The following is a 14663-nucleotide window of genomic DNA, read 5'->3' as shown; positions in this document are numbered from 1 at the left end:
CGTTCGGCGCCCGGCTGCCCCTCGTCACGACTTGACCCCGAGAGGCACCTACTGTCAGTGCCGTGCGTCAGACTGGTCCCCGGGTGTCCTTCCCTTCCCAGGGGCCGGTGACACCGAGACAGACGACGAAGCCAGGCAGGGCGAGAAGCGCCGGCAACAGCAGGAGGCGGCAACAGTGAAGATCCGGGTGGAACGCGACGTACTCGCGGAGGCCGTGGCCTGGGCGGCGCGCAGCCTCCCGGCCCGTCCGCCGGCGCCTGTCCTCGCCGGCCTGCTGCTGAAGGCCGAGGACGGCCAGCTGAGCCTGTCGAGCTTCGACTACGAGGTCTCCGCGCGCGTGTCGGTGGAGGCGGAGGTCGAGGAGGAGGGCACGGTCCTGGTCTCCGGCCGGCTGCTCGCCGACATCTCCCGCGCCCTCCCCAACCGGCCGGTGGAGATTTCCACAGACGGTGTACGGGCGACGGTGGTGTGCGGCTCCTCCCGGTTCACCCTCCACACCCTGCCTGTGGAGGAGTACCCGGCGCTGCCGCAGATGCCGAACGCCACGGGCACGGTCCCCGGCGAGGTCTTCGCCGCCGCGGCCGCCCAGGTCGCCATCGCCGCCGGCCGGGACGACACGCTGCCCGTGCTCACCGGTGTGCGCATCGAGATCGAGGGCGACAGGGTCACCCTGGCCTCCACCGACCGCTACCGCTTCGCGGTCCGCGAGTTCCTGTGGAAGCCGGAGAACCCGGACGCCTCGGCGGTCGCCCTGGTGCCCGCCAAGACGCTCCTCGACACCGCCAAATCGCTGACCAGCGGTGACAGCGTGACGCTCGCGCTGTCCGGCTCGGGCGCGGGCGAGGGCCTGATCGGTTTCGAGGGCGCCGGGCGGCGGACGACGACCCGCCTGCTGGAGGGCGACCTCCCGAAGTACCGCACGCTGTTCCCGACGGAGTTCAACAGCGTCGCGGTGATCGAGACCGCGCCGTTCGTCGAGGCCGTCAAGCGCGTGGCCCTGGTCGCCGAGCGGAACACTCCGGTGCGGCTGAGCTTCGAGCAGGGCGTGCTGATCCTGGAGGCCGGTTCCAGCGACGACGCACAGGCTGTGGAAAGGGTTGACGCGCAGCTGGAGGGCGACGACATCTCCATCGCCTTCAACCCGACCTTCCTGCTGGACGGCCTGAGCGCCATCGACTCCCCGGTGGCCCAGCTGTCCTTCACGACGTCCACCAAGCCCGCGCTGCTCAGCGGCAAGCCCGCGGTGGACGCGGAGGCGGACGAGGCGTACAAGTACCTGATCATGCCGGTGCGACTGAGCGGCTGACGCGCGGATCCGTACACGCCCTCGGCGCCCCCAGCCTGTGGATTCACGACGTGGGCGAAGCCGCAGGTGAGGGCCGTACGCCTGAGCGCGTATGCCCACAGATGTGCGCGAGAGTCCGGGTTTAGGCTCGGACGCAGGTACGAAAGTGCCACAACGCCACCTCGCAACACCTGTCGCAACCTAAGGAACACAACTGATGGAGCTCGGTCTCGTCGGCCTCGGCAAGATGGGCGGCAACATGCGCGAGCGGATCCGCCGCGCGGGCCACACCGTCGTCGGATACGACCGCAACCCGGACCTCGCCGATGTCCACAGCCTCGAAGAGCTTGTGGGCAAGCTGAGCGGCCCGCGCGTCGTATGGGTGATGGTCCCGGCCGGTGCCCCCACCCAGTCGACGATCGACGAGCTGGCCGAGCTCCTGGAGCCCGGTGACGTCGTCGTGGACGGCGGGAACTCCCGCTGGACGGACGACGAGAAGCACGCCGAGCAGCTGGCCGCCAAGGGCATAGGCTTCGTCGACTGCGGTGTCTCCGGCGGCGTCTGGGGCCTGGAGAACGGCTACGCGCTGATGTACGGCGGCGACGCGGAGAACGTCGCCAAGGTGCAGCCGATCTTCGACGCGCTCAAGCCCGAGGGGAACTTCGGCTCGGTGCACGCCGGCAAGGTGGGCGCCGGGCACTTCGCGAAGATGGTCCACAACGGCATCGAGTACGCGATGATGCAGGCCTACGCCGAGGGCTGGGAGCTGCTGGAGAAGGTCGACTCCGTGACCGACGTCCGGGAGGTCTTCCGCTCCTGGCAGGAGGGCACCGTCATCCGCTCCTGGCTGCTCGACCTCGCGGTCAACGCCCTCGACGAGGACGAGCACCTGGACCAGCTGCGCGGTTATGCACAGGACTCCGGTGAGGGCCGCTGGACTGTGGAAGCCGCCATCGACAACGCCGTGCCGCTGCCCGCGATCACGGCCTCCCTCTTCGCGCGGTTCGCCTCGCGCCAGGAGGACTCGCCGCAGATGAAGATGATCGCGGCGCTGCGGAACCAGTTCGGCGGCCACGCGGTCGAGAAGAAGTAGTCCACACCCGAAGAAGTAGTCCACACCCTGGGGAAACCCCGGGACACCACGTAGGGGGAGGTCGGCGCACCACCATGCACGTCACGCATCTGTCGCTCGCCGACTTCCGCTCGTACGCCCGGGTCGAAGTCCCGCTCGACCCGGGCGTCACCGCCTTCGTCGGCCCCAACGGCCAGGGCAAGACGAACCTCGTCGAGGCCATCGGCTACCTCGCCACCCTCGGCAGCCACCGCGTCTCCTCCGACGCGCCCCTCGTCCGGGTGGGCGCCGAGCGGGCGATCATCCGCGCCCAGGTCCGGCAGGGCGAGCGGCAGCAACTGGTCGAGCTGGAGCTGAACCCGGGGAAGGCCAACCGCGCCCGCATCAACCGGTCCTCGCAGGTCAGGCCGCGTGACGTGCTCGGCATCGTACGGACGGTGCTGTTCGCCCCCGAGGATCTCGCCCTGGTCAAGGGCGATCCCGGCGAGCGGCGCCGCTTCCTCGACGAGCTGATCACCGCTCGCTCCCCGCGCATGGCCGGTGTGCGCTCCGACTACGACCGGGTCCTCAGGCAGCGCAACACCCTGTTGAAGACGGCCGCGTTGGCCCGGCGGCACGGCGGCCGGACCATGGACCTGTCCACACTCGACGTCTGGGACCAGCACCTCGCGCGCGCGGGCGCCGAGCTGCTCGCCCAGCGTCTCGAACTGATCGCCGCGCTTCAGCCGCTCACCGACAAGGCGTACGAACAACTGGCCCCCGGCGGCGGTCCGGTCGCCCTGGAGTACAAGCCGTCCTCCCCGGGCGACGCCCACACGCGCGAGGCACTCTTCGAGCAGCTCATGGCCGCGCTCGCGGACGCCCGCAAGCAGGAGATCGAGCGGGGCGTCACCCTTGTGGGACCTCATCGGGACGATGTGAATCTCAAACTCGGTGAGATGCCCGCCAAGGGATACGCCTCGCACGGCGAGTCCTGGTCCTACGCGCTGGCGCTGCGCCTCGCCTCCTACGACCTGCTGCGCGCCGAGGGCAACGAGCCCGTGCTGATTCTCGACGACGTCTTCGCCGAGCTGGACACCCGTCGCCGTGAGCGGCTGGCCGAGCTGGTCGCGCCCGGTGAGCAGGTGCTGGTGACGGCCGCGGTCGACGACGACGTACCGCATGTGCTGGTGGGGGCGCGGTACACCGTGGCGGACGGGACGGTCGAGCGCGCATGACCACAGACGAACCGGCCCCGAAGAAGACCCGCGAGCCCTCCGGCGTCGATCTCGCGCGCGTGGCGCTGCGGGCGGCGAAGGAGGCCGCACGCGCGCGTGGGGACGCGGTACAGCAGAAGAAGCAGGCACGCCGCGGTGGCCTGCGCTCCGGCGCGCGCGCCGACGGCCGCGACCCCATGGCGCTCGGCTCCGCCATCAACCGGCTGATCAGCGAGCGCGGCTGGGAGGCTCCGGCCGCGGTGGGCGGCGTGATGGGCCGCTGGCCGCAGATCGTCGGCGACGACGTGGCCAAGCACTGCGTGCCGGAGAAGTACGACGAGGACGAGCGGGTGCTCGTTGTGCGCTGCGACTCCACCGCCTGGGCCACCAACCTGCGGCTGCTCGCCCCCACGCTGGTCGCCCGCCTCAACGAGGACCTCGGACACGGCGCGGTCAAGGCGATCAAGGTGCACGGTCCCGGCGGCCCCGCCCGCCGCTACGGCCCCCTGCGCGCCCCGGGGAGCACCGGGCCCGGCGACACCTACGGGTGAGGCGCGCCGCTCGACGAGCCACGCCGTTCCCGCTCAAGCCACGCCGCTCAGAGGTGAGCTGTATCACGTTCTGCGAGTGACCGACGTCACGTCGGTGGCGCCCTGCGTTCGCCGTTGTCCACAGGCGCGCACCGATCGTCGTACAACCGCACGCGGTTGCGAATCCTGACCTGACCCCGGAGTAGCGAAGGGTTGACGCCCGGAAGCGCTGAGTGCCTCTGTGAGCCTCTTCTAGCCCCCTTCCGCATATCGGGACCCGGCCGAGGATGGTTCAGGGCGGCACATGCGGACTCAGGTACCGGCAAACCCCCATCACTGTCGGCGCTACCGGTAGACTGGGTGGCAATCCCGCCCCGATCGTGGGGACCGTCCGGGAAAAGCTGAGCAACGCTGAACAAGGCTTACCAACGCAACATGCCGCAGCCGCTCCGGCAACCCGCCGACGAGCCCGGCTCGTGCTGTGCCAGAAAGGGCGCTTCGTGGCCGATTCCGGCAACCCCAACGAGAACATCCCGTCCACCGACGCCGGCGTGAACGCCGTGGCCAACGCCTCGAACGGCGAGGTCACGGCTTCGTACGACGCCAGCGCCATCACCGTCCTCGAGGGTCTGGACGCGGTCCGCAAGCGACCCGGCATGTACATCGGCTCGACCGGTGAGCGAGGACTGCACCACCTCGTGTACGAGGTCGTCGACAACTCCGTCGACGAGGCGCTGGCCGGGCACGCGGACACCATCGACGTCACGATCCTCGCCGACGGCGGCGTCCGGGTCGTCGACAACGGCCGAGGCATCCCGGTAGGCATCGTCCCGTCCGAGAACAAGCCGGCCGTCGAGGTCGTGCTGACCGTGCTGCACGCGGGCGGCAAGTTCGGCGGCGGCGGCTACGCGGTCTCCGGCGGTCTGCACGGCGTCGGCGTCTCCGTCGTGAACGCCCTGTCCTCCAAGGTCGCCGTCGAGGTCAGGACCGACGGCCACCGCTGGACGCAGGACTACAAGATGGGCGTCCCGACGGCCCCGCTCGCCCGGCACGAGGCCACCGAGGAGACCGGCACGTCGGTCACCTTCTGGGCCGACAGCGACATCTTCGAGACCACCGACTACTCCTTCGAGACGCTCTCGCGGCGCTTCCAGGAGATGGCGTTCCTCAACAAGGGTTTGACGATCAAACTCACTGACGAGCGCGAGTCGGCCAAGGCCACGGCGGGCGCGGACGAGGCGGGCGCGGACGAGAAGCAGGAGCCCAAGACCGTCACGTACCACTACGAGGGCGGCATCGTCGACTTCGTGACGTACCTCAACTCCCGCAAGGGAGACGTGGTGCACCCCTCGGTCATCGACCTCCAGGCGGAGGACAGGGAGAAGAACCTGTCGCTCGAGGTCGCGATGCAGTGGAACAACGGTTACACCGAGGGTGTCTACTCCTTCGCGAACATCATCCACACCCATGAGGGCGGTACGCACGAGGAGGGCTTCCGCGCCGCGCTGACGTCGCTGATCAACAAATACGCGCGTGACAAGAAGCTGCTGCGCGAGAAGGACGACAACCTCACGGGTGACGACATCCGCGAGGGCCTGACCGCGATCATCTCCGTCAAGCTGAGCGAGCCTCAGTTCGAGGGCCAGACCAAGACCAAGCTGGGCAACACGGAGGCGAAGACCTTCGTGCAGAAGGTGGTCTACGAGCACCTCAACGACTGGCTCGACCGCAACCCGAACGAGGCCGCGGACATCGTCCGCAAGGGCATCCAGGCGGCCACCGCGCGCGTGGCGGCGCGCAAGGCGCGCGACCTGACCCGCCGCAAGGGCCTGCTGGAGAGCGCGTCGCTGCCGGGCAAGCTGTCCGACTGCCAGTCGAACGACCCCATCAAGTGCGAGATCTTCATCGTCGAGGGTGACTCCGCCGGCGGCTCGGCCAAGTCGGGCCGCAACCCGGAGTACCAGGCGATCCTCCCGATCCGCGGCAAGATCCTCAACGTCGAGAAGGCGCGGATCGACAAGATCCTGCAGAACCAGGAGATCCAGGCGCTGATCTCCGCCTTCGGCACCGGTGTGCACGAGGACTTCGACATCGAGAAGCTCCGCTACCACAAGATCATCCTGATGGCGGACGCCGACGTCGACGGCCAGCACATCAACACCCTGCTGCTGACCTTCCTGTTCCGCTTCATGCGGCCGCTGGTCGAGGCGGGTCACGTGTTCCTGTCCCGTCCCCCGCTGTACAAGATCAAGTGGGGCCGGGAGGACGTCGACTACGCGTACTCCGACCGCGAGCGCGACGCGCTGATCGAGATGGGCCGTCAGCGCGGCAAGCGGATCAAGGAGGACTCGATCCAGCGCTTCAAGGGTCTCGGTGAGATGAACGCCGAGGAGCTGCGCATCACCACGATGGACCAGGAGCACCGCGTCCTCGGCCAGGTCACCCTCGACGACGCCGCGCAGGCCGACGAGCTGTTCTCGGTCCTGATGGGCGAGGACGTCGAGGCCCGCCGCCAGTTCATCCAGCGCAACGCCAAGGACGTCCGCTTCCTCGACATCTGAGTCGGTCTCGGCTGACCGCACCAGGAAGGATCTTCACCAGCTATGGCCGACGAGAACACTCCTGTCACTCCTGTCACGCCCGAGGACGAGGGCCAGACCCTCCGTGTCGAGCCCGTCGGGCTCGAGACGGAGATGCAGCGCTCGTACCTCGACTACGCGATGTCCGTCATCGTCTCCCGCGCGCTGCCGGACGTCCGGGACGGCCTCAAGCCCGTCCACCGCCGCGTCCTGTACGCGATGTACGACGGCGGCTACCGCCCCGAGCGCGGCTTCTACAAGTGCGCGCGTGTCGTGGGCGACGTCATGGGTAACTACCACCCCCACGGCGACAGCTCCATCTACGACGCCCTGGTCCGCCTCGCCCAGCCGTGGGCGATGCGCATGCCGCTCGTCGACTCCAACGGCAACTTCGGCTCCCCGGGCAACGACCCGGCGGCGGCGATGCGCTACACCGAGTGCAAGATGGCGCCGCTGTCGATGGAGATGGTCCGCGACATCGACGAGGAGACCGTCGACTTCACGGACAACTACGACGGCCGCTCCCAGGAGCCGACCGTCCTGCCCGCCCGCTTCCCGAACCTGCTGATCAACGGCTCGGCCGGGATCGCGGTCGGCATGGCGACCAACATCCCGCCGCACAACCTGCGCGAGGTCGCGGCCGGCGCCCAGTGGTACCTGGAGCACTCCGAGGCCAGCCACGAGGAGCTGCTGGACGCGCTCATCGAGCGCATCAAGGGCCCCGACTTCCCGACCGGTGCCCTGGTGGTGGGCCGCAAGGGCATCGAGGAGGCGTACCGCACCGGACGCGGCTCGATCACCATGCGCGCGGTGGTCGAGGTCGAGGAGATCCAGGGCCGCCAGTGCCTGGTGGTCACCGAGCTGCCGTACCAGGTGAACCCGGACAACCTCGCGCAGAAGATCGCCGACCTGGTGAAGGACGGCAAGATCGGCGGCATCGCGGACGTCCGGGACGAGACCAGCTCCCGCACCGGTCAGCGTCTGGTCATCGTGCTGAAGAGGGACGCGGTCGCCAAGGTCGTACTGAACAACCTCTACAAGCACACCGACCTGCAGACGAACTTCGGCGCCAACATGCTGGCGCTCGTCGACGGTGTGCCGCGCACCCTCTCGCTCGACGCGTTCATCCGGCACTGGGTGACGCACCAGATCGAGGTCATCGTCCGCCGTACGCGCTTCCGGCTGCGCAAGGCCGAGGAGCGGGCGCACATCCTGCGCGGTCTGCTGAAGGCGCTGGACGCCATCGACGAGGTCATCGCGCTGATCCGGGCCAGCGACACGGTCGAGATCGCGCGTACGGGCCTGATGGAGCTGCTGGAGATCGACGAGATCCAGGCCAACGCCATCCTCGAGATGCAGCTGCGGCGCCTGGCCGCCCTGGAGCGCCAGAAGATCGTCCAGGAGCACGACGAGCTCCAGGCGAAGATCACCGAGTACAACGAGATCCTGGCCTCGCCGATCCGCCAGCGCGGCATCGTCAGCGAGGAACTCGCCGCGCTCGTCGAGAAGTACGGCGACGACCGCAAGACCCAGCTGATCCCCTACGACGGTGACATGTCCATCGAGGACCTGATCGCCGAGGAGGACATCGTCGTCACCGTCACGCGCGGCGGTTACGTCAAGCGCACCAAGACGGACGACTACCGGGCGCAGAAGCGCGGCGGCAAGGGCGTACGCGGCACGAAGCTGAAGGAAGACGACATCGTCGACCACTTCTTCGTGTCGACCACGCACCACTGGCTGCTGTTCTTCACCAACAAGGGCCGGGTGTACCGGGCGAAGGCGTACGAGCTGCCGGACGCCGGCCGTGACGCGCGTGGCCAGCACGTCGCGAACCTGCTGGCCTTCCAGCCGGACGAGGCGATCGCCGAGATCCTCGCGATCCGCGACTACGACGCCGCGCCGTACCTGGTCCTGGCCACCAAGGGCGGCCTGGTGAAGAAGACCTCACTCAAGGACTACGACTCGCCGCGCTCGGGCGGTGTCATCGCGATCAACCTGCGGGAGCGGGAGGACGGTTCCGACGACGAACTGATCGGAGCCGAACTCGTGTCGCCGGACGACGATCTTCTGCTGATCAGTAAGAAGGCGCAGTCGATCAGGTTCACCGCGACGGACGAGTCCCTTCGCCCGATGGGACGTGCGACATCAGGCGTGAAGGGCATGAGTTTCCGCGAAGGAGACCAACTGCTCTCGATGAATGTTGTTCGAACCGGTACGTTCGTGTTCACTGCCACCGACGGCGGGTACGCGAAGCGGACCGCCGTCGACGAGTACCGCGTCCAGGGTCGCGGCGGCCTCGGCATCAAGGCCGCCAAGATCGTCGAGGACCGTGGTTCGCTCGTCGGCGCGCTGGTGGTCGAGGAGACCGACGAGATTCTCGCCATCACGCTGTCCGGCGGTGTGATTCGCACGCGAGTCAACGAGGTCAGGGAGACGGGCCGTGACACCATGGGCGTCCAACTGATCAATCTGGGCAAGCGCGATGCCGTGGTCGGTATCGCTCGAAACGCCGAGGCGGGACGCGAGGCGGAGGAGGTCGACGGCGATCTGGCCGCCGACGAGACCGCCGAGGGTGCCGTCACCACCGGCACGGACGAGGGTGAGGCGCCCTCGGCCGAGTAGCACGAGGAGTGAGTCAGCGTGAGCGGAGCCACGGGCGCCGGATCGACCGGTACCCCGGCCGGTACTTCGACCGGCACGGAGACGGACGGCGGCGGCCGTGGCTCCGCCGCGCCTGGGACGGACCCGCACACCACCCAACTGCGGGCGATCAAATCACCCGCGAAGGACGCTCAGACGTCCTCGAAGTCGCCTGACACTCATGGATCCCAGGGGGGAACTGTGACGGACACCCGAGGCCCGCAGGCCCAGCAGTACGCGGCTGGAGCGGGCTCGGCCGCTCCGGGCGCCCAGCCGCAGCCGGCGGGGGCGCAGCAGGCGGCTTCCCCGCTGCCCGGTGAGCGACAGCCCGAGCAGCAGCCCTCCGGGCCGTACCACCCGCCGCAGGCCTACCAGACGCCCGCGACGTCCGCTTCCGGCGGCGCGGTACGACGGCCGCGCACCGGGGCGCGCACCACGCCGCGGGTGCGCAAGGCGCGGCTGCGGGTGGCCAAGGCCGACCCGTGGTCGGTGATGAAGGTCAGCTTCCTGCTCTCCATCGCGCTCGGCATCTGCACGATCGTGGCGTCGGCGGTGCTGTGGATGGTCATGGACGCCATGGGCGTCTTCTCCACGGTCGGCGGCACGATCTCCGAGGCGACCGGCTCGAACGAGTCGAACGGCTTCGACCTGCAGGCGTTCCTGTCGCTGCCCAACGTCCTGATGTTCACGGCGATCATCGCGGTCATCGACGTCGTCCTGGCGACGGCGCTGGCGACGCTGGGCGCGTTCATCTACAACCTCTCCGCCGGCTTCGTCGGCGGGGTGGAGCTGACGCTGGCCGAGGACGAGTGACGGGGGCCTTCAAACGTCCTGCGACTATCGATTTTGGGACTGCCCCAGTCGTGCGCTAATCTTCAGGAGTCAGCGCGCGGGAGACACACCGCAGAGCGCGGCGGGGCTATAGCTCAGTTGGTTAGAGCGCATCCCTGATAAGGATGAGGCCACAGGTTCAAATCCTGTTAGCCCCACCAGCACAAAGACCCCCAGTCCCATAGGGCTGGGGGTCTTTGTCTTGGGGGTGATTGCGCCCGCACGAGGTAGAGGTCGGCTAGCGGCTTCCCGTGGTCAGGCGTTCCACGCGGGCGGCCGCCGCTTTCGCCCGGCGGCGGGCCTCGGTCACGCGGCGGTCGACGAAGCGGGCGCGCTCCCGGGCCTGGCGTTCGGCGGTGACGGCCTGGCGGTGTTCCTCCTCGGCCCGTGCCAGCTCCTCGGCCAGGCTGCTGGTGCGCTGTCGCAGCTGGTCCGCCCGCTTCTTGGCGTCCTCCGCGTCGTGGGCGGCCGCCGTCGCCTCCTCCTCGGCGGCCCGAAGTTCACGCTCGGCGCTCTCCGCTTCCTCGCGCGCCTTCCCGAGGCGCTCGCGCCCGGTCTCGTCCGTCTCGTCCGCCGCGCTCTCGCGGCGGGCAGCCGGAGGTGGCGCCGCGGACACGGCGGGAGCACGTCGTACGGCATCCTGTGCGATCGCGGGGAAACCCACCGCGGCGTCGAGCGGCTTGACCAGCCGCCCCGCTGCCCATTGCCGGGCCGCGTCCGGGTCGGCGAGTACGGCCTGCAGGGTGCTCTCGACCTCCCGCTGGGCGTCCGGAGTGATCGGGCGACCCGCCTGTGCGGCGAGTTGTCCGGCCTGCCGGGACAGCGCGCTGATCAGGACGCGCTGCTGACGGATGAGTTCGCGCAGCTGACCGCCGTCCAGGTCGTGGTGGGCCTGGCGCAGGCCCTCCCCGAGCCTCAGCAGCGGTTCGACCTGGTCGGGCTGTTCGCGGACCAGGAGGTTGCTAGCCCACGCCGACAGGCTCGGGCGGCGCAGCTTGCCGATTTTCTCGGCGAGGGCGCGGTCGCCGGCCTTGCGGGCTGCCGCCGCGTGTGTGTCGCGGGCAGTGGTGAAGTGCTCCGGCCGCAGCCCGTACAGCTCGTCGGCGACAGCGTCGAAGTCCACGGGGTGCCTCTCCGCGTAACGGGGCGTCGGATGGGGGCGGCGTTCCGATTTTCTCAGAGACCGCCTGGGATGGCGCCCTCCACCGCCGCCCAGCCGACCCCCTGTCCATCGTCTGCGAGCGGGCATTGTCAGTGGCGTCTGCGATGGTGTGGTTACGAGGCGGTGCGAGTCGTCACGATCAGTGCTGGAGGGGGCATGGTGACAGGTCGGAGTGACGGGCGGGCCGGTGAGGGGTGGGCCAGTGTCCGCTGGGAGGACTGGCGGGACTACGACGCCATCCGGCGGCGTCTTGACCAGGGCGCCGATCCCGAAAAGTGGGGCGGGGGGCGTCCGCTGCACCAAGCGTCGGTGTTCGGTTCACCGGAGGTCGTCGCGGAGCTGGCCCGACGCGTCACGGACGTGGACGCGCTGGAGGACGGGGGGAGCGCGTTGTGGGCGGCCGTCCTGGCGGGGCGGGCGGACAATGCCCGCGCGCTGACCACCGCCGGGGCCGATCCCCGGCGAGTGTTCATGGGCGGATGGTCGCCGGGGCGGCTCAGCCTGGCGGGGCCGACGCCGGACCTGTTCGACGTGCCCGAAGAGGCACCAGGCCTGACAGAGACGGAGCGTGCGGCGGCCGAGGAAGGCAGACGGCTCGTCGCGGCGCTGGGGAACCTCTACTACGACGGCACGGGCCTGGCCTGCGTGGCCGGGATCGACGCCGAGGAGGCGATACGTCGCCTGGAGGTGACGCCGGTCGACGGGGAGAAGGCGGACGCGCTGCTGGAGGACCCGTACGCCTTCGACATGGACGAGAGTCTGCAGGTCGTCGGCGTGACCACCGTGCCGGGCGGCTGCGTGGTCACCCAGCCGTGGGGGTACGCGCCGCAGATGCCCGGCGTGCTGAAGCTGCTCTCCGCCGGGACCGTCTGCTACGGCCTGTACGCCAACCCCAAGAGCGGCAACCAGGGCGCCATCGCCCGCGACGGGGTCATAGAGGGCTGGGACCTCCACCCGGGCGGTGGGCCGAACCCGGAGGACCCGCCGGAGGAGGTGCTGGCGTCCTACCTCTACCGCTCCAACGCGGTGGCGTATGCGTGTGCGTACGCGGGACTGCGGCTTACGGACGCGCGAGCGGTCGTCGGGCCGGTCGACGCGTGGGTGGAGCTGCCTCGGCGGGACTACTGGGGCCACCACTGAGGCGGGCCTGGGTCGGTGCGGCGTCCCGTGCCCGGTTTTCGGGTTCCGGCCCAGCCCTCGGGCGTACGCACGTGATGATGGCCGCATGCGCAGACATCTCGACGACAGCCGCTTGAGCAGACGTATCAGTGTGTGGGTCTCGGCTTTCGGGCTCCTGCCTGCCTTGTTGCTCGCCGTCGTCGGCGTGCAGGAGTACCAGGCCGGTGGGTCGGTGCTCTGGGCCGGAGCGGGGGTCGGGCTGGTGCTGGTGGCGGTATGGGTCCTCGTCCGGGACGTACGGGCGTTGCGGGCGGCCAGGGACGGGGGCCGGTAGCGATGAGCGGCCGTCTGGCTCATCACGGTGGCCCGAGCGGCGGTGATGCGACAGGGAGGTGGTTGGAAGGGCGCGGGGAAATGGCGTGATCCGAAATTGTGGGGCACTGGGGGTGCCGGAAACATAGGTGCGTCATGGAGACCCGGAAAGCGCCGCGCCCCGAACAGGCAAGAGACGCCGCGGAATTCGTCGCGCTGCTGCGGCAGGTGAAGGAGTCCTGCGGATTCACCTACCGGGAGCTCGAACAGCGGGCCGCCGCGCGGGGCGATGTGCTGGCGCGTAGCACCCTGGCCAACGCCCTCGCACGGGACGCGCTGCCGAGAGCGGAGCTGGTGGCCGCGTTCGTACGGGCGTGCGGAACCGGGGGTGCGGACGGGTCCGACGTTGAGAAGCGCGTCGAGTACTGGCTGGCGGCCCGGGAGCGGATCGCCGCGCGCGAGGCGGGGCCTGTGCCGCCTGCGGAGCCTTCCGGGGAACGGGAAGAAGGGCACGACGTACCCCGACGGCGCCGCCCACGCCTCGCGACCGCCGTTACGACCGTCGCCGCACTCGCCCTCGCCGGCCTCGCCGCCTGGGCCCTCAACACACCGGGATCCGGCACCGACGAACAGCGGACCGGCCGCGATGCCGAACGCCAGAGCGATGCCGGTGCCAGTGCTGGTACGGATGCGGATGCGGATGCCGATGTCGCCGCCGATGGCGCGGGAGGGATCCCCGGCGGCCCCGTGCGCCTGCGGCCGGTTCAGTCCCCCACGCTGTGCCTGACCGACGGCTTCGTTCGGGACGGCCGGTACAAGTCCCACGTGGCGGTCCATCGGGCCTGTTCACAGGCCACGCCGCCGGTCACGGACCTCGTACCGGCCGGGAACGAGACGTACCACGTGCGCTGGCGTCACCCCGAGCACGGTGACGGTTGCCTGAAGGCGCTCACCAGCGGTGCGGCCCGTGGCCTGCTGGAACCGTGGGAGATGTGCGCCGCGGCGACCCGGTTCCGGATCCAGCGCGCGCCGAACGGTGACGGCGATCCGCGCACCTATGTGCTGCGCCTCGACACAGGCCAGTGTGTGGCCTCGGCCCGGCCGACGCCGGACGAGGGAACCGAGGCGACTTTCCGGCCGTGCGACGGCAGCCGTGGCCAGCAGTACGTGATCAGTGGGGCGCCGGAGACCGGCTGAGTCGGACGAATGATCCCGGACAGGCCGAGGAACTGTTCCTGTGCAGGCCGGGGGAACTGTTCCCGGACAGGCCGGGCAACGCGAAAACCCGGCCACTGCGGGAGTGACCGGGTCTCAGGGTGAGGGCGTTGTACGCAAGTTCGTCGTGACGACAGGGACGAAGAGAGGTGAAAGGAGGGGAGGCAGGGCGTGGGTTTCAGCGCTGGAGAGGCAGCGATACATGGCCGGCGGCGATGACGGGCGGCTCCGTGTCGCAGTCGTCGTTCCGGGCAGCAGCAGCGGTCGTGGGGGCGGCAACGGTCTGGCTGTTCTCGGCGAGCGGGTGGTGCCGGCAGCTCGGGGACTTTCCGTGCGCCTCGGCTCGGATGCGCTGTTTCATCGTGGGGGGCAGGGTCCGGGCGTGAGCCCAGGCCCAGGGGGCCATCGTCGGCACCGTGAGGCGTGGGCTGGTGCTATTGCGGGCCGGCTCGGTCTGCGGTACCGCCGCGGAGGCGGACGTGGTGACGAATCCGAGCGCCGTGAGCAATGCGAGGAAGGCGGTGACGATGACGTTCCACAGGTTCATGACCTTGTTCCGGGCCATGGCCCCTCACTTTCGGGTTGGGCGATTTGCGTACTTTCCTCATGATGTGTATGGGGATCGCGAAGTGGTGGACCAACGCCCATGGCGCCGCGATCTTCGGATGAACACCACCCGGACGGGTGCAAGGAGTGCGAAATCCTTGGAAGGAGGGAGG

General features: G+C 69.5%; 12 protein-coding genes and 1 tRNA gene. 11 read left to right on the top strand and 2 right to left on the bottom strand.

What is annotated here, in order from left to right; translation table 11 throughout:
* Positions 1-175: 175 nt before the first annotated feature.
* The 8 genes from dnaN to HJD23_RS20395 all read left to right on the top strand — a co-directional run bounded on the left by dnaN (position 176) and on the right by HJD23_RS20395 (position 10297).
* Complete coding sequence (gene dnaN, locus HJD23_RS20430) at positions 176-1306, top strand: DNA polymerase III subunit beta (protein WP_141316129.1); 1131 nt, start codon at positions 176-178, stop codon at positions 1304-1306.
* A 196-nt stretch (positions 1307-1502) separates the two neighbouring features.
* Entirely contained in the window at positions 1503-2378 is an 876-nt protein-coding gene (gene gnd, locus HJD23_RS20425) for a phosphogluconate dehydrogenase (NAD(+)-dependent, decarboxylating) (protein ID WP_171113788.1), read from the top strand.
* 74 nt (positions 2379-2452) lie between these two features.
* A complete protein-coding gene (gene recF, locus HJD23_RS20420) occupies positions 2453-3574 on the top strand; it encodes a DNA replication/repair protein RecF (protein WP_171113787.1) in 1122 nt (373 codons plus the stop codon).
* Positions 3571-4104 carry a DciA family protein gene (locus HJD23_RS20415; protein ID WP_171113786.1) on the top strand — a complete coding sequence of 178 codons (534 nt, stop codon included), beginning with the start codon at positions 3571-3573 and terminating at the stop codon, positions 4102-4104. Before recF ends, HJD23_RS20415 begins: the two co-directional genes overlap by 4 nt.
* Before the next feature lie 479 nt (positions 4105-4583).
* Positions 4584-6644: a DNA topoisomerase (ATP-hydrolyzing) subunit B gene (gene gyrB / locus HJD23_RS20410; protein ID WP_180686096.1), complete on the top strand. Its 2061-nt coding sequence runs from the start codon at positions 4584-4586 to the stop codon at positions 6642-6644.
* Between the two features lie 42 nt (positions 6645-6686).
* Entirely contained in the window at positions 6687-9287 is a 2601-nt protein-coding gene (gyrA, locus tag HJD23_RS20405) for a DNA gyrase subunit A (RefSeq protein ID WP_171113785.1), read from the top strand.
* 18 nt (positions 9288-9305) lie between these two features.
* Entirely contained in the window at positions 9306-10118 is an 813-nt protein-coding gene (locus HJD23_RS20400; RefSeq protein WP_171113784.1) for a DUF3566 domain-containing protein, read from the top strand.
* Positions 10119-10220: 102 nt separating this feature from the next.
* A tRNA-Ile gene (locus HJD23_RS20395) sits at positions 10221-10297 on the top strand.
* A gap of 77 nt (positions 10298-10374) precedes the next feature.
* On the opposite strand, the gene HJD23_RS20390 is transcribed toward HJD23_RS20395, so the two are convergent.
* A complete protein-coding gene (locus HJD23_RS20390; protein WP_171113783.1) occupies positions 10375-11259 on the bottom strand; it encodes a hypothetical protein in 885 nt (294 codons plus the stop codon).
* A 195-nt stretch (positions 11260-11454) separates the two neighbouring features.
* Between HJD23_RS20390 and HJD23_RS20385 the strand changes: the two genes are divergently transcribed.
* The 3 genes from HJD23_RS20385 (at position 11455) to HJD23_RS20375 (ending at position 13926) form a co-directional block, all read left to right on the top strand.
* On the top strand, positions 11455-12438 hold the full coding sequence (locus HJD23_RS20385; protein ID WP_171113782.1) for an ankyrin repeat domain-containing protein: 984 nt from the start codon (positions 11455-11457) through the stop codon (positions 12436-12438).
* Positions 12439-12523: 85 nt separating this feature from the next.
* Complete coding sequence (locus HJD23_RS20380) at positions 12524-12751, top strand: hypothetical protein (protein ID WP_232107811.1); 228 nt, start codon at positions 12524-12526, stop codon at positions 12749-12751.
* 134 nt (positions 12752-12885) lie between these two features.
* Positions 12886-13926, top strand: coding sequence for an XRE family transcriptional regulator (locus HJD23_RS20375; RefSeq protein ID WP_171113781.1), 1041 nt, complete (start codon positions 12886-12888; stop codon positions 13924-13926).
* 196 nt (positions 13927-14122) lie between these two features.
* Here the strand turns inward: HJD23_RS20375 and HJD23_RS20370 are convergent, their stop codons facing one another.
* Positions 14123-14509 carry a DUF6344 domain-containing protein gene (locus HJD23_RS20370; RefSeq protein WP_171113780.1) on the bottom strand — a complete coding sequence of 129 codons (387 nt, stop codon included), beginning with the start codon at positions 14507-14509 and terminating at the stop codon, positions 14123-14125.
* Between the last annotated feature and the right edge of the window lie 154 nt (positions 14510-14663).

It is taken from the genome of Streptomyces sp. Z423-1 (assembly GCF_013009255.1).
Lineage (GTDB): Bacteria > Actinomycetota > Actinomycetes > Streptomycetales > Streptomycetaceae > Streptomyces > Streptomyces gossypiisoli.
This window is presented reverse-complemented; position numbering and strand designations above follow the sequence as displayed.